The 16231-nt window shown below is 71.3% G+C and carries 11 protein-coding genes; 2 read left to right on the forward strand and 9 right to left on the reverse strand.

Going from position 1 to position 16231, the window contains the following annotated elements; all coding sequences use genetic code 11:
- Positions 1–4: 4 nt before the first annotated feature.
- A complete protein-coding gene (locus tag VV01_RS09035) occupies positions 5–1393 on the forward strand; it encodes a glycosyltransferase family 4 protein (RefSeq protein WP_082220902.1) in 1389 nt (462 codons plus the stop codon).
- A gap of 58 nt (positions 1394–1451) precedes the next feature.
- Here the strand turns inward: VV01_RS09035 and VV01_RS23290 are convergent, their stop codons facing one another.
- The 5 genes from VV01_RS23290 to VV01_RS09055 all read right to left on the reverse strand — a co-directional run bounded on the left by VV01_RS23290 (position 1452) and on the right by VV01_RS09055 (position 9570).
- The gene (locus VV01_RS23290) at positions 1452–1598 is read right to left on the reverse strand and encodes a hypothetical protein (protein WP_157508782.1); all 147 of its coding nucleotides are present in this window, start codon (positions 1596–1598) and stop codon (positions 1452–1454) included.
- A 94-nt stretch (positions 1599–1692) separates the two neighbouring features.
- The gene (locus tag VV01_RS09040; RefSeq protein WP_050669592.1) at positions 1693–3456 is read right to left on the reverse strand and encodes a hypothetical protein; all 1764 of its coding nucleotides are present in this window, start codon (positions 3454–3456) and stop codon (positions 1693–1695) included.
- Positions 3453–4532: a glycosyltransferase family 4 protein gene (locus VV01_RS09045; RefSeq protein ID WP_231635195.1), complete on the reverse strand. Its 1080-nt coding sequence runs from the start codon at positions 4530–4532 to the stop codon at positions 3453–3455. The genes VV01_RS09040 and VV01_RS09045 overlap by 4 nt, the downstream gene beginning before the upstream one ends.
- Before the next feature lie 8 nt (positions 4533–4540).
- Complete coding sequence (locus VV01_RS09050) at positions 4541–5374, reverse strand: glycosyltransferase family 2 protein (RefSeq protein WP_050669594.1); 834 nt, start codon at positions 5372–5374, stop codon at positions 4541–4543.
- Positions 5371–9570, reverse strand: a complete 4200-nt coding sequence (locus tag VV01_RS09055) for an alpha-(1->3)-arabinofuranosyltransferase domain-containing protein (RefSeq protein ID WP_050669595.1) — start codon at positions 9568–9570, stop codon at positions 5371–5373. Before VV01_RS09055 ends, VV01_RS09050 begins: the two co-directional genes overlap by 4 nt.
- Positions 9571–9673: 103 nt before the next feature.
- On the opposite strand from VV01_RS09055, the gene VV01_RS09060 reads away from it, so the two are divergent.
- The gene (locus VV01_RS09060; RefSeq protein WP_157508783.1) at positions 9674–10954 is read left to right on the forward strand and encodes an MATE family efflux transporter; all 1281 of its coding nucleotides are present in this window, start codon (positions 9674–9676) and stop codon (positions 10952–10954) included.
- Here VV01_RS09060 and VV01_RS09065 read toward each other — a convergent pair.
- From VV01_RS09065 to VV01_RS09080, 4 genes are read right to left on the reverse strand one after another with little or no spacing between them, the layout of a single operon-like run.
- Positions 10919–11752, reverse strand: coding sequence for a class I SAM-dependent methyltransferase (locus VV01_RS09065; protein ID WP_050669597.1), 834 nt, complete (start codon positions 11750–11752; stop codon positions 10919–10921). The genes VV01_RS09060 and VV01_RS09065 overlap by 36 nt on opposite strands.
- A 58-nt stretch (positions 11753–11810) precedes the next feature.
- Complete coding sequence (locus VV01_RS09070; protein WP_050669598.1) at positions 11811–13781, reverse strand: acyltransferase family protein; 1971 nt, start codon at positions 13779–13781, stop codon at positions 11811–11813.
- Complete coding sequence (locus tag VV01_RS09075) at positions 13778–15745, reverse strand: acyltransferase family protein (protein WP_157508784.1); 1968 nt, start codon at positions 15743–15745, stop codon at positions 13778–13780. The genes VV01_RS09070 and VV01_RS09075 overlap by 4 nt, the downstream gene beginning before the upstream one ends.
- 59 nt (positions 15746–15804) lie before the next feature.
- Positions 15805–16167, reverse strand: coding sequence for a hypothetical protein (locus VV01_RS09080; protein WP_050669600.1), 363 nt, complete (start codon positions 16165–16167; stop codon positions 15805–15807).
- Positions 16168–16231: the final 64 nt, after the last annotated feature.

Consider the following 16231-nt stretch of genomic DNA (forward strand, 5'->3'; position numbering starts at 1 on the left):
GCGCATGTGTGACTCCCGTCTCACCGCGACCGTGACCTTGACCCCCCGTGGAGGAATCCCGTTGCTCCGCCCCACCGGTGAACCGACCGCCACCGCAGCTCGCCATCCGTTGAGGGTGCTCTACCTGTCCTGGCGCGACCGTGAGAACCCCGAGGCCGGCGGGTCCGAGACCTTCGTCGAGCGCACGTCGCAGGTCCTGACCGAGCTGGGTCACGACGTCACGCTGTTCACGTCGCGGTTCCCCGGTGCCGCCACTGAGACCGCCCACGACGACGTGCGGGTTCTGCGCCGCGGCAACCGGTTCACGTGCTACGCCCACGGGCTCGCGCACGTCGCACGGCACCGACACGACTACGACATCGTCATCGACGTCCAGAACGGTGTGCCCTTCTGGGCACCGCTCGCCGCCAAGGCCCCCGTCGTCAACGTCGTCCACCACGTCCACCGCGACCAGTGGAAGGTGATCTTCGGACGCGCGCTCGGCCAGGTCGGCTGGCTGCTGGAGTCGAGGATCGCACCCCGGGTCTACCGGCGATCGCGCTACGTGACCGTCTCGAAGGCCACCCGCGACGATCTCGGTTCTCTCGGGGTCCCGGCCGACCGGGTCGACCTCATCTACAGCGGCAACGACCACCCCGAGGACCTCGACGCCTACGCCGACGTGCCCCGGACGCCGCACCCCAGCATGGTCGTCCTCGGCCGACTGGTCCCGCACAAGCAGGTCGAGACCGCCATCGACATCGTGGCCGACCTGTCCGCCGAGCACCCGGACCTGCGCCTGGACATCGTCGGGACGGGCTACTGGGAGGACCGCCTGCGCGCCCACGCCGCCGACCGGGGCGTGGCCGACCGCGTGACGTTCCGCGGCTTCGTCGACGAGCCGACCAAGCACACGCTGCTCGCGCAGTCGTGGCTGATGCTCGTGCCCTCGCACAAGGAGGGCTGGGGCCTGATCATCGTCGAGGCCGGTCTGCACTCCACACCGTCGGTGGCGTTCGCGCACGCCGGTGGGCCGAGCGAGTCGATTCAGCACGGCCGCACCGGTCTGCTCGCGCGTGACGCTGCCGAGATGACCCACCAGGTGGACCACCTCCTGCGCAGCAACAGCCTGCGGACCCGTCTGGGTGCCGGTGCGCGTGCTCACGCCCGGAGCTTCGACTGGGCGGTGAGCGGTGCGCTGCTCTCGCACACGCTCGGCTCGGTCCTCGGCCACGTCGACCGGCTGCCGCAGGCGCCGTCGCAGCCGCTGAGCCTCACCCCGGTCGAAGACCTCGTGCACGAGCCCGAGCACCGCGCCGGGCACGAGAACGACGCACTCCTGCCCGTGGTCGACGAGGCCCTGCTCGACGAGCTGGACGGTCTCGGCAGCGGCTCGTTGCAAGGCACCCACTGACCTGACCGGTACGACGAAGGGCCACCCCGCTCGGGGTGGCCCTTCGTGGTGGTCCGCGTCAGTGGTCGTAGCTGATGACGTTGTTGTACGTCTGCGGCTGCTTGATGGAGTTCTGCGACTGGACGAGGCCGATGATCGACAGTCCCGCAAGGAGGATGCCGACGACCGCGCCGCCGATGTTCCAGGCTGCCTTGTTGCCACTCATGCGTTGACCTCACTGGTCTCTCGTCGCGTTTCGACGCACTGCGCGCCCTCTGACTCGCCGCCCACGGTACCAGTACTGGTCAGTACACAGTGGTCTACGCCACATGGTGATCCGGGATTCGGCCGGAGGTCGCTCCGCGCCGGCGTCGGACCGCGCTCGAGCACCACGCGAGGCCCGTCAGAACGACTGCGGCTGCGCCCGCGACAAGCCCGAGGTAGCGGTCCGGTCCGGGCGCGGACTCCTGCCGTACGCCGGCCGGGCCGATGTCGTACAGCACCGCGTCCTGCGTGGCCGCGACCTTCGTCAGCCGGGTGGTGTCAGGTACGCCAGGGGCCGTGGGCTGGTCGGTGAGCACGAGCACATAGCGCACGCCGGCCTGCCGCAGGGCCGGTCGGACGTCGGTCCGCGCCCGCACGGCCACGCCGATGCGGTGGGCGTCCTCGCCCTCGCCCCGCACCGTGCGGCTCGACAGCGGAAGGTCGTCGTTGACGACGACATGCCGTGAGATCAGCCGCTGCCACGGGTCGAGCGTGACGACGTCGCCGTTCCAGGCGTAGCGCCGGTAGAGCGTCCACGGGAACACCGCGACGCCGCCGGGGGGCAGCGTCGCGACGCGGTCGGCGAGATCGAGCTGGCCCTGCGGGTAGTCGCTGGCGCGCCACTGCCCCAGGGCGCCGCCCGCGAGACTGGGCAGGGTGGCGACCGGCCAGGCAGCGAGGGCGAGCGCGAGGACGAGGCTGCCGGCACGTGCCGCCCCCCGTCGTCGCATCGCCGCACGAGCCGTCTCGGCGAGCGTGCCGACGCAGACCGCAACCAGGACGACCCACAGCGCGACGAACTTCTGCGAGTCGCGCATCAGGCCACCGCCGGGCACGGACGTGACCACCCAGGTGACGAAGTCCCGCCCCCCGATGACCGAGCTGAGACCGGCCAGCAGCAGCCCGAGAACGCCTGCCGCCGCAAGGCCGCCGGTGGCCGGGTGTCGACGCCATCCCGCGGCTCGGACCCACCACGCCACGGACACGATCACGCCGAGCAGGGCGACCCCGGCGACGAGGACCGACATGCGCTCCTCGAACCACACGCCCTTGTTCCAGATGCCTCCCCCTGTCAGCAACGAGGGCAGCACGCCGTACGGGGTGTCGGCCCGCGACATGAACGCCTCGACCCCGCCGGAGTCCGCGGGCGCATCGGCGCTGGCCACGAGGAAGGGGTACCACCACGGGGCGTTGGCGAGCAGGGCGATGAGCGCAAACCAGACCAGGTCGAGGAGACGGGCACCTGGCTCGCGCAGGACCGCCGGCGTCGCCGGCACGACGAGCACGCAGGCGACCAGCAGGAGCGCCAGCACCGACCCGGTCGAGCCCGTCATCGCCACCAGGACCAGAGCCCCGGCCACTCTCGCGCGTCCGTACGGCCGACCGTCACGGCAAGCCGCAGCCGCGGACGCGACCCACGGCAGGGCGGCGTACCCGAGCAGGAACCCCCAGTGGCCGATCGCGAGGCGCTCGGCGACGTACGGGTTCCAGCAGGCGACCAGCGCGGCGGCGACACCACCGGTACGACTGCGCACCAGCCCGGCGACGCCGGCACCCACTCCGACGAACACCGCGAGCAGCAGGACCTTCTGCACCACCCAGCCGGGCGCCACGGTCGACAGCAGCGCGACCACAGCATCGTTGGGGACGGCGCGAGGAACGGAGCCGTCGACGCCGAGGGTGCGGTCTCCCAGCCCGAGGCGGGGCACGAAGATCATGTCGTAGAACAGGAGGTATCCCGGGCGCATGGCCGGCCCGAGAACGACCAGGCCGCACGCCAGCCCGGTGAGCGCACCCCAGCCGCGACGCCCGACGGTCACGAGGTGTGGGAACGCTCGACTGCGGCGTAGGCCTCGCCCATGCGCGTGACCTGGGTCGCGAGGTCGTGCTCGGCGACCATGCGGGCCCGGTTGACGCGTCCGGCCGCGGCGCGGCGCTCGTCGTCCTGCAACCAACCGAGCAGCGCGTCGGCGAGCGCCTCGACGGAGTCGTCGACAAGGTCGTTGGGCTCCTGGACCGCCTCGTCGTTGGTGCCGCAGCGGGTCGTCACGACGGGCAGTCCGCACGCCTGCGCCTCGAGGTAGGCCAGGCCGAGCTGCTCGGTCCACTTCCAGGTCGGCCGCGGAGCCGTCGTGAACACCGCGGACGACCGCAGGAGGTCGGCGACTCCGTGGGCGTCGAGCGATCCGGCGAGCCGTACGCGTCTGCTCGGGTCGGCGGCCGCGGCCTCGACCTGCGCGCGCATCGGACCCTGGCCGGCGACCACGAGGCTCGCCTCGGGGATCGTGCGCTGCACGACCCGCATGGCCTCCAGGACCCGGTCGATGCCCTTGTTGGGTGCGAGCGGACTGATGAACGCCACGACCGGCTCTGTCGTCGGCCGCTCGGCCGGCGTGAAGATCTCGGTGTCGACGCCCGGCTTGACCACCTGAATGCGCTCGTCGTCGAAACCGTTGGCCAGGAGGTGCTCTCGGGCTGCGTCGACCATGCACAGCAGCAGGTCGGCGTCGCGGCACGACTCCAGCGCCTGCTTGTACGGAGGCACCTTGTAGATCGGCTGGTCGGGCAGGTTCTCCCAGGTGATCACGGCCTGGAGCGGTCGGCGGCCTCCGGCACGGCGGCGCCAGCGTGAGGCCTGACCGGTGACGAGCGAGCACAGCTCGAGTGAGGCGACCCAGTCGTACGCGGCAGGATCCTGCTGGTCCAGACCCTTGACCCAGGCCAGCGCCCCGGCCTCGATGAATCTCTTGACCGGGCGGCGGTACGAGCTCGGCACCCACGTGATGTCGCCGAGCGGCTCCTGCTGGGCGAGCGCGGTGACGTGGGTGCCGGGCATCCGTGACATCCAGTACAGCTCACGCCGGGGTCGCTGGTCGGGCAGGGAGACCCACAGCATCCGGCGGCTCATGACGAGGCCTGTGCCGCGCGGTCGCGGCGTCCCCGGCGCGCTCCGAGGGAGTACCCGACGACCTCCATACCGCGCATCACCACCATGCCGGCGGCATGGGCCGGGTCCTTGAGCAGGTCGGTGCGATGGCGGACGTAGGACTGCAGCACCGCCTTGCCCTGAGCGCCCACGGCGCCGTCGTGCTGCTCCGCGAACGCCGGGATGCTGCGGCCGTAGTAGTAGCGCTTGCGCATCACGTCAGCGAGGGTCAGCCGACCCTCGTCGTGGTCGACGATGATCGGGGCGAGTGCGATGGCGGCGCCCTGGGCACGCATCCGCATCCGCAGGTCGGCGTCCTCGGGCCCGGACATGGCCAGGTGGAAACCACCGTCGTCGAGCAGGAAGTCGCGACGGACCAGGCGCGGGTTGTGCAGCCACGGGTCGTCCAGGTAGCACGACCGCTCGAGCGCACGGCACGCCGTCCAGAAGCCGGCGCCGATCGTGCGCTCGGGCAGCGCGACGCCGACGGCTCCCTCCTGCAGCGCGGTCCGCATGGCGACCTCGACGGTCTCGGCGGGCAGGATCATGTCGCTGTCGAGCCACAGCACCCACTCACCGTGTGCGCGCTCGATGCCGAGGTTGCGCTGAGCGCTGCGCTCGGGTCCGGCGGTCAGCACCTGGTCGGCGTACTCGCGAGCGACGTCGTCGGTGCCGTCGTGGCTGTGGTTGTCGACCACGATCAGCTCGATGCGGTCGTACGTCTGTGCGCGCACCGACGCCAGACACGCGGCGATGGTGCGCGTGTTGTTGCGGGTGGGTACGACGACCGTCACCTCAGGTGTCGGAGTCATGGTCGGCCGGCCTCCAGGGTCAGGGTGTCGGTCATGTCCTCGTCCGGGTCGTCGTGATGGTGGTCCACCGGGAGCAGGACGCCGATCAGCGCGATGACCAGCCCCGCACCCGCGAGGTAGTGAGGAAGCATCGAGGACGCCACACCGTCGGCCGAGACCGACCCGCGCAGGTCACCGAGCAGAACGATGTAGACGATGATCGAGATCATCGTGAGCGCCGCACCCCCACCGATCAGCCAGATCGGCCGTACGGGGCGCTGCCGCAGCAGGACGACCACCGCGACACTCGCGGCCAGCCCGGCCCATCCGACCGCGAACCCGGCCAGCGCGACCAGCGCCACCTCGCGCGCCCACCGCGGCCACGGGGCACTCCGCTCACTGGCGTGCCGGGCGCGGGCTGACCGCCGTGAAGCGGGGACCGCTGCCGCGCGGCTCGCGCCGGACTGCGGCAAGGGCGCCTCGACGTCAGGGACGGTGCTCGGCCGGCGACGCCGTCGCCACCACCCGAGCATCACGAGAACGACAGCGAGCGCGACCACCGCACCCGAGATGGCGAGCGCGATGTTGGAGGTCCGCTGCGGTGCGTATCGGATCTCGATGGTGTGCGAACCACCCTGCGGAAGCACCCAGCCTGCGGAGAACCCGTCCAGCGTCACGGGGGCGCCGAGGTCCTCGCCGTCCGCGGTCGCCGTCCACCGCGGGTCGATGCTCTGGCCGATCACCACGGCGTACGGCGTCGTGCCGGCCGTGACCTCGAGGGTCTTGGCAGAGCTGGCGTTCTTGGTGATCCGCACCGTCGGCTGCAGCCCGGGCCGGGTGCTCGCCGAGCGCTTGTCCTTGAGGTTGAGGGTGTCCAGCACGAACCCGTCGGCCTGCTCGATACGCCGCTCACCCCGCTCGAGGCTGACGTCCTGGCAACCGACCCAGCGGGTGCCGTTCTCGTCACGGCCGGCGATGGTCTTGGCGGCAGGACGCATCCGCAGCGGCTTGCCGTCGACCGTGGCGACCGTGATGCAGCGCGTGCCGTCCGCGCTGTCCAGGGGGCCCGGCGTGGTCTTCTGCAGCGTGGCGCCCGCGTCGATGTCGGTGAACCTCGGCGGTACGCCGGACGGGTTGCCCGCCAGACCCGTGATCGTGACCCGGACGGTCGAGCCCTGGGTGCCCGACGGGAGCCTGACGGTCGAGGACCCCGGCGTGATCGACGCGGTCGTCACGACCTTGCCGTCGACACTGATCCGTACCTGGCTGGCCCACAGCGGGCTCGCCGGCTCGCCGGCCTCCTGGTTGAGGCGGACCTGCGAGATCGTGCGTCGCGGCCCGGTCAGCTCCCAGTGCTGGCCGCGCGTCGAACCTCCGGGCGACCAGGCGGTCGAGGGGTCGCCGTCGGCGGCCTGCGACGCCCGCCACTGGGGGTTGTTGAAGTAGAACGAGCTGGAGGTCGCTCGGGTGCTCGTCGCATAGCCCGCAGCCTGGTCGTAGACCTGCTCCAACGGTCGGGTCGTGCGCACCGACGCCTCGGCGTCGTAGTCGCGGTCGTCGGGGACGGTGACCACGCGGCGCAGCACCCGCTCGCTGTCGTCGCTGGCGTCAGGGGTGTTGAGCACGCGCTGCAGCAGGATGTCGAGCGGCACCTTGGCGAACTGCGCACGCTGCTCGGGCGAGAGCTGTGCGTAGCGGTCGCTCAACGTCGTGGGCGTCCGAGCGGTCCGGGCGGCCTTCGCCCCTGGGAGCCCGAGCTCGGCCAGCCCGACGAGGTTGAACCCCTCTCCCCGGATGGAGTCGATGCGCAGGGTCACCCGGTCGGTGACCGCTCCACCGAGGTCGAGCGTCGCACTCCCCTGGGTCGGCAGCCTGACCGTCGAGCTGCGTCCGCCTCCGCTGAGCGTGACCTTGTCGATCTGCACCGGCCCGATCGGCAGCTGGGACACCGGGATCTTGCCCAACGACACCGGGCCGGGGAGGGTCACCTGAAGCGTCTGCCCCGGTGCCCGGCGGAAGTCACCGAAGCGCCAGGCCGTCGCGTCGTCGCCATCGACGGCGAACTCGGGCACCCCGAACGGCAGGTCGAAGAACGTGCCACCACTGGTGCTCGCGCGGACCTTGGCGCCGGAGCGCAGCAGCACCGTCTGGTCGGCCTGCTTGTCGCCGAGGGTCCGGGTCGCGCCGAGCTTCTCGCCGGCGCCGAGCAGCGGACCCTGGCCGGCGTTGAGGCGGTTGGGGATGACGTTGCGCCGGGCGTTGGTGTCGGTGATGACCATGCGGCCCGCGGTGCGCAGCTGTGCGGCGAGGTCGGCTGCCGTCAGGTCCTGGGCATAACGCACGGTGGGCGTCCCGCCGAGCGTGCCGGCCTCGGTCATCGCCGGGAACGCGAACCCGTCGCCTGCCACGACGACGCTGCCGGCCATCGTCTCGGCCCGGACCGCCGTACGCGGCTGGGCGACGTCGTACAGGGCGAGCGGTGTGAGCTTCTCCTCACCGTGACCGGCAGCGTCGGCGGAGCGCCCGAGGTTCTCGCTCGGGTAGCCGAAGGTGCCGCTCTCCTTCAGTCCGGGGTCGCCCTGCAGCAAGCGGGTGGTGACCGAGGGGCGCGCGCCACCGTCGTCCTCCCAGACCATGTCGCGACGCAGCAGCACCGTGTCGGACCCGAGGTAACGCGCGAACGTGGACATCGAGTCGCGGGGGGCCGAGCCGGACTGGACGGTGTCGTTGAGAGCCGCCAGGAAGTTGGCGCCCGGTGCGGAGGCGTTGGGCGTCGTCTCGGGGATGACGGCGTCGCGCTTGAGCAACGAGTTGGCGACGTCGTCAGGACGCTCGACGGTCCACCGGTAGTCGGGGCGGACCTGTCCCGGAAGCATCAGGACCGTGCTCGCGGGATTGCCCTGATCGGCCTGCTGCGCGGCGTACTCCCAGTACTTCGGGATGTTCATCTGCGAGGTGTAGAGCCGACCGCCGAACGCCGGCAGCGCCCACGCGGCGACGAGCACCGCGCTCAGCACCACGACCACCGGTTTGGCCCCCGGCCGCGGCCAGTACCGCGGCAGCGCTCGCACCAGACCGACGCCGATGGCGATCGCGAACCCGAGTGCGAGCACGGCGCCGATCTTGTTGGTGGTGCGGAAAGCCGACATCAGCGGGACGGACAGCACCTCGCCGAGCACCCGCCCGAACGGCGACGCCGAACCGCCCTCACGCGGGAAGATGCCCACCATCACCACGGCCGCGAGCGCGACGGACACCGCGACGAGTCGGCGTACGACACCGGTGCACCACCGCAGCGCGAGTAGCCCCAGCGTCGGCCAGGCCATCGTCAGGATCATCACGAAGGGGCTCGCGACGTAGGTGGCGTGCTGAGCCACCCACGGTCCCTTGTCGTCGTAGCCGTACAACGGCCACAGCCCCACGCCGCGCAGGACCTCCGGGAAGGAGGACACCTTGGCGATACCGGTGAGCGTCTCGGAGCTCTCGACGATCTGGCTGCCGGTCGAGCTCGCGGCGTACGACGGCACCAGCCAGTAGATCGACACACCGAGGACGAACAGCGCGCACTTGCCGGTGACCGTGGCGATGCGACGCCACGGCAGTGACCGCTCGGCGCGCACGGCGAGGGCGACCGGGATCATCGCGAAGAGCTGGAGCAGCGGGACGACGGCGACGTTCATCCCGCTCATCGCGAAGAACGTCAGCCCGAACGCGGCAGGCCACCGCCAGCTGCGGTGGTCGCGCAGGGCCCTGACGAAGCACAGCAGCTGCCACGGCAGCAGTGACAGCGGCAGTGCGATGGCCAGGGTGGCACCGGCCTGGATGGTGTAGGGGTTGGCGAGGTAGACCACCGCGGCGACCAGGCCGGCCCACTTCCCGGCCCGCGGTGCGACAGCGCGCACGAGTCGCGACGTGCCCCACGCGGCGATGAGCCACAGCAGCAGGTGGAACGCCTTGAACGCGAACTCCGGCGACATGCCGATCGCCCGGAACGCCGCGAGCACGAGCAGCACGGGCACCAGGCCGACGTTGAAGTTGGGCGACCCGAGATAGGGCGAGGAGGTCCACGACGACAGGTAGCGCCCGATCATGTCCAGCGGCGCGATGTAGACCTCGGGCTTGATGTCGGTGTTGAAGTCACCGAGGTCGTTGAGGAGGACGACGAGTGCGAGGATGAGCACCAGCAGCGCAACGGTCAGCCGATAACGGGTGAGCATGCGCAAGGCGGGGACTCCACGAGAGGTCTCGGGTGGCGACGCCTGAGCCGGCTGGTCGCATGGGCAGCGGCCAATATAACTCGTGAGTAGCCTGGATCACACCGTGAGCGAGCGAGGAATGTCACCGAGGGCGAGACCGCGCCACGCCGCACCCCCGAGCCCGCGGCGCCTGGCGATGCGCGGTGCGCTGCTCGGGATCGCGATGGGCGTGTCCAACGTCCTCAGCTATCTGTTCGTCGTGGTGCTCGCGCCCGCTCTCGGTCCGGCCGACTTCGGCGGCTACTCCGCGATGTCGACGTACGGCATCCTGCTGGCCATCCCAGCCGGCGCCTTCCAGGTCGTGATCGCCCGGCACCTGGCCGCCGACCGTCCGACCAGCGGGCTGCGGCCGGCGTTCGCGATCGGGGTCGCGCTCGCCGCGGGCACCGCTCTCCTCGCCCCGCTGCTGCGCTCGGCCTTCCACCTGGACTCCGTGCTCGCACCGGTCCTGCTCGGACTCACGCTCGTGCCGATGACGCTGACCGGAGCGTTCCAAGGTCTGCTGCTCGGCACCGAGCGCGTACGCCGGCTCTCGAGCCTGTACATCGTCACCGCCGCCGGGCGGTTCGGCGGAGCTGCGCTGGCGGCCGCGCTCGGCGCCGACGTCACTCAGGTGTTCGCGATCCTGCTCGCAGCCTCTGCTCTGACCACGCTGTGGGGCTGGCTGCTGTGCCACGACCTCGTGGCCCGGCTCGCGAGCTCGACGCCCGGTCTGCTCGCCGAGCTCGCGCGGTCCAACACGACGCTCGCGGCCTTCATGGCGCTGACCAACGTCGACGTGCTGCTCGCCCGGCACTTCCTGTCCGCCCACGAGTCGGGCGGCTATGCGCTGGCATCGACGTTCGGGCGCGCGGTGTGCTGGGCGACCCAGTTCGTCGCGCTCCTGCTCGTCCCGCGGATGCAGTCGCACGGTGCGGCACGGGTTCGGCTCAAGGCCAGTGGGCTCGTGCTCGCCATCGGGCTGTGCGCCGTCGGCGTGGTCGCGCTGGCGCCGCGGATGTGGATCTCACTCGCGGGCGGCGAGCAGTACACCGAGTTCTCGGGGCTCGCTGTCGCCTGCGTCGCGCTCGGCACCACGTGGGCGCTGGCCCAGGTGTGGCTGTTCTCGGAGATGGGCGGCGACTCGGGGTTCCTCGGCGCGCTCACCTGGGTCGTGCTCGCGGCTCAGGCCCTCACGATCGGGCTGTGGTGGCACGACTCGGCCCGCCAGATCGTCACGGTGTGCGCGGTCGGCGCCCTCGTGGTCGCGGTCACCGGACTGGTGCGCACGCTGATCGCGCACCAGTCCGAGCAGCCGATCGACGAGACCTCAGCTCTTGCCGCCACCGATGGCACGCGAGCGTGACAGGAAGACCTTCGCCCCGGTCTTGACCACGCCCGGCATCAGGCCGGCGGCCTTCCAGCCGACGGCGTTGACGCGGTCCTGGACCGTCGTCTGGTAGCGCAGCAGCGCCTGGTCACGTCGGCCCAGCCGGGACGGCGCCGTACGCCGGAACACCAGCGCGTGCAGGCCGTTGGCCCACCGCGGGTCGTCGGCCTCGCGGGCGTCCCAGGTGGCCTCGATGCTCCAGCCCGGGTGGTTGCGCAGGAAGATCCGGTGGGCCTTCTGCACCACCGGCCAGCTCGCGTCGTCGACGAGCACCAGGGCCTCGTCGGCGAGCAGCGGCTCGGCCACGGCCAGCGCCAGGTAGTGCGCGAGGAGGGTGTGCTCACCGTCGTAGAAGTAGACGCCGACGGGTCGGTCGACGACCCCCGGGCGGGCCATGAGCTGGAAGCAGTCGCCCTCGATCAGCTCGACGTCGGCGTCCTGGGCATGGCGGCCCAGGTTGGCGCGCAGCTCGTCGCGAGCCTGCTCCCCCGCCATCCCGAACTCCATGAAGTTCTCCATGGCGTAGAACTTCTTGTCGGTCACGTCGCGGACGGCAGCACACAGCGACCGACCCTTGAAGGTGCCGACCTCCAGGTAGGACTCGTCCTGCGGCAGCAGACGCGCGGCGTGGTTGAGCACGGCCAGCTCGTTGGTGGAGGTGTAGCCCGCGACGTCCTGGGCGATCCCCTCCCAGGCGGGGTCGACCGGGTCGTGGTCCTGGGGGTCGCCCGCGAAGTGCGTGGGGAGCTCGGCGAAGAAGCGCCTGGTGTCCATCGAGTCCGTTTCCTGTCCGTCATTACTGCCGAGTAGCTAGCACATCGTGCCATGTGACCTACTGCACAGGTGCGTACGCCTGCTGAATCTGCGGCAGCAACCACTTCCAGACCATCGGTGCCGCATCACGCGAGAAGTGCGCACGGTCGGCGAACAGCGTGATCCCGCCCCGCTGCGCGACGTAGCCCTGCGGGCAGGTCGCGGCCTGCAGGTCGATGAGGCGCACCACGTCGGGATGACGGGCCGCCCATCCCTTGAGGACGCCGTTGACCCACGTCGGGTCGCGGACCACGTCGCGCACGCGGGCGAGGTCGGCGGCCGAGGCGTCGGACTGCCCGGTCGTCTCGTCCTTGGGCAGGTCGCGGCACGGGAGCGTGACCAGGTGCAGCTGGGAGGCACCCGCCGTACGCGTCCTGGCCAGCAGGCCCTCCAGCCCGTGCTCGATCACACCGCGGTACGCCGCGTCCGGTGGGCGCGTGACCTGACCGTCGGGGCCGTGGTGGGGATACGCGAGCATCGTCCAGGCGAACAGCAGGACCACCTGGCTGCGGTCCTGGCGGGCCTGGCCGGGCCAGCTCTCCAGCGTGGTGCGGCACGGCCCCTGCAGCGGGATGTCCTTCTCCCCCGTGGTCGCCGTCGCCGGCAGCAGGTCACAGCCCTCGCGGGTCTGGTCCGAGACCGACAGCCCCGGATAACGGTCCTTCGGAAGGTCGTGGACCAGCTGCTGGGCCACCGAGTCTCCGAGCACCGCGATGCGCTGCGGCCCACGACCGGTGTCGTACGCCGGCTGCCCGGCGACCAGGTCGGGCTGGCGGCTGGACAGGGCCGGCTCGGGGGTGCTCCACAGCAGCACGGCTCCGGCGACGAGCGCCGCCAGGGCCGGGCCGAGGGTCCACCGACGGATGCGGGCCGGCAGGCGCAGGCCACGCAGCCCGTGCCGCATCACCGGCTCCTCGAGCCAGCGGTAGGACGCCATCGCGACGGCCAGAGTGAGCGCGAGCTGGACGGCTCCGGCCAGCCACCTCGGGGCACCGTCGAGCGGGACCCACAGGTGGATCGGCCAGTGGTAGAGGTAGATGCCGTAGGAGATGCGCCCGAGGTAGGGCAACGGCCGCTGGCTCATCAGCCGGTTGAGCAGCGAGGGTCGTTCGTCGACCGCGGACCAGCCGATCACGCCGGCAGCGACCGCGAACAGCAGCACGCCGCCCTGGGTGTAGACCCACTGCGTGGTCTCGTCGAGCAGGAAGATCGCACTGAGCGAGACCGCGAACCCGACCCAGCCCATCACCTCGGTGACCGTGCGCGGGAGCATCGCGGGGCGCCGGCCGTCGCTGCCCCGGCCGAGCAGGAACCCGACCGCGACGCCGATCAGCAGCGCCTGCACGCGGGTGTCGGTGCCGTAGTACAGACGAGACGCGCTGGCCGTCTGCGCCAGGTGCGCCGTCCAGACCGCCGAGGCGACCGCGAGCGCGATGACGATCCCGGCGCGGACCGCCCGCCTGCGCACGAGCATGCAGATCGCGAGCACTGCGAACGGCACCACGACGTAGAACTGCTCCTCGATCGAGAGCGTCCACGCGTGGCGCAGCGGGGAGGGCGCACCGAACTGGTCGAAGTAGGCGTCGTTGCGGTCAGCCAGCCGCCAGTTGAGGAAGAAGCCGAGCGTCGCCGCCGCGTCGCCGCCCCAGAGCCGCCGCTGCGCTCCCTCGCCGAACGCCAGCGTCGCGACGAGGACGGCTGCGACGAGGACGAGCATCGCCGGCACCACGCGCCGCAGCCGGCGTACGTAGAACGCGACCGCACTGATACGGCCGGTGCGCGCGTGCTCGCTGATCAGGATGCGGGCGATCAGGAAGCCCGAGAAGACGAAGAAGTGGTTGATGCCGATCCAGCCGCCCGCGAGCCGGCTCACACCCAGGTGGAACAGCACCACCAGGACGACGAAGAACCCGCGGTAACCGTCGACCGCGGCGTAGCGGGCCTGACCGGCCTCGCGGCGCGCGCGACGGGATGTGGAGGTGGTGCTCATGAGCCCGCTCCCGCGCGCTGCTGGTACGCCGACCGGATCGCCGGTGCGAGCCAGGTCCAGATCATCGGGGTGGCCTCCGGCGAGAAGTGGACGCCGTCGCCGTAGAGGTCGATCCCGTGGCGTCGCGCGGTGAACCCCTTCGCGCATCCCAGCGCGCCGTACAGGTCGAGCACAGGCACGTCGTTCTCGCCGGCCCAGCGCGTGATCAGGCGGTTGAGAACGACAGGATCCGCACCGGCGTCCGCGAACGACGGGTGCCGGTCGAGGTAAGCGCGGTAGCTGTCAGGGAGGTAGCTCATCCGCCGGTCGCGGCACGGCACCGTCACGACCTGCACCTGCTGAGCGCCCCCGGCCCGCGCGTCGCGCCGCATGCGCTCCAGCGCAGCGACCACCAGCCCTTCGTACCGCGGGTCCTCCACGCCCACGGCGCGCCCGTCGATCAGGTGCGGCAGCGAGGCCACCGTGCCGGTCATGAGGACGACGACATCGAGCTCACCGGAGCGCGCCGCGTCGGCCATGCCCTGCTTGAGGGCCAGGCATCGCGGAGTCGGTAGGCTCTCCTTCGGGTTGCCGCCGGCACGAGGCAGGTCGGTCAGGTCGCACCCCGGGTCGGTGAGACCCACAGCGGCCAGGTCGGAGTACCTGGGCGGTCGGTTCTCGAGCAGCTTCTCGGGGACGGAGTCACCGAAGAGCCCGAACGTGATGCGCTCTCGGCCGGGGACGTACGCCGGTGCACCGGGGACGAGCTGTACGGCCGGTGCAGAGGTCACCGGCGTCGCGCTCGCGGGCACCCGTCCGACGGCGAACGACGCCGCCACCAGCGCGACCACGCTGGTGAGCATCACGAGCCGCGAACCGCGCCGGCCGGTCGGGACAAGACCGCGTACGCCGGCGCGCAGCACGGGTCGCTCGACCAGTTCGTACGACGTCGCTGCCACCCCGGTCGTGACCACCATGCCCGCCACCACGTGCAGCCAGGTCGGCATGTCCGGCACAGCGTGGGCGAGCCACAGGTGGATCGGCCAGTGCCACAGGTAGAGCCCGTAGGACAGCTTGCCGAGGTAGGCGATCGGCCGCAGACCGAGCGCGCTGGTCAGCACGGACGGGCGCGGGTCGGCGCACGCGGTCACGAGGGCGGCCGCGGCCGCCGAGGTGAGCAGGATGCCGCCGCGGTCGAACATCCAGCCCGCGAGAGGCGGGACCGCGACATACGCCACCACGAGCGCGCCCAGTCCGCCCCAGCCGAGTGCCGTCACGACGGCTCGGGGCAGGGGGCGCGGTCGCCGGCCCCTACGGCGCAGCCCCAGCCCGAAGGCCAGGCCGACGCCGACGAGGAGCGACTGCACCCGGGTGTCGGTGCCGTAGTAGGCGTGGGCCTGCGCCGTGACGCCGCCGAGACCGACGACCGACGTCCAGGCGGCCGACACCACGGCAAGGGCGAGCACCACAGCGGTCTGAGCACGCCGGCCGCGCAGCACGAACAGCGCGCTGACGAGCAACGGCACGACGACGTAGAACTGCTCCTCGACGGACAGCGTCCACGCGTGACGCAGGAAGGAGGGGTTGCCGAAGGTCTCGAAGTACTGGTCGTCGCGCAGGATCAGGCGCCAGTTCATGACGTAGCCGAGCGTGGCGAGGAGATCGGCTCTCAGGCCCCGGCGTACGTCGTCGCTCGCCCAGACCACGCCGTAGGCGCACAAGGTCGCCAGCAGGAGCATCAGCCCCGGGAGCAGACGCCGCGCACGGCGGCGGTAGAACCCGAGTACGTCGATGTGGCCGTAGTCGACCCGCTCCTCGATCAGCAGCCGGGTGATCAGGAATCCCGACAGCACGAAGAACAGGTTGATCCCGACCCACGCTCCCTGCAGCGACAGCACCCCGAGGTGGAACGCCATGAACGTGAGCATGGCCAGCCCCCGAATACCGTCCAGAGCAGGACGGTTGCCGTACCGCGAACGTGCCAAGCCGAGGTCCTCCACGTGCGTGTGCTGTGCCGGTGCACATCGCCGCGGGGGTTCGTGCGTCAACGAGCTGAGTGGCCGTCCTCGACCTCACGCCGACCCGCGCGGCGGGTCTGGGTACGACGTTCGAAGCCGAACATCGCCGTTCCGACACCGCCGATCAGGACGCCGGCGGCAGCCGTCAGTATGGCCCGGAAGCGGGCCACTTCTGGGAGATCGCCGCAGACATTCTTGGGGAACGGGTCAGTGGCCGGCGAGAACGCACTGCCGCAGCCGAACTGCGCGCCGGTCTTGCCCGTGAGGGTGACCGGGCTGAAGAAGAGGTACGCCGCGAGCACCAGCAGCCCGACGGCGATCAGCAGGACCACGCGCGTCCCGGTACGTGGGATCAGGACAGTACGCTCGTCGGCGCTCTCGGTCGGCACGACCGAATAGTACGACCAGACCGTGCAGGATGTACTGCAGAGTACGTATGGTGGCCCGGGCGAC

Origin of the sequence: Luteipulveratus halotolerans (assembly GCF_001247745.1) — a bacterium.
Lineage (GTDB): Bacteria > Actinomycetota > Actinomycetes > Actinomycetales > Dermatophilaceae > Luteipulveratus > Luteipulveratus halotolerans.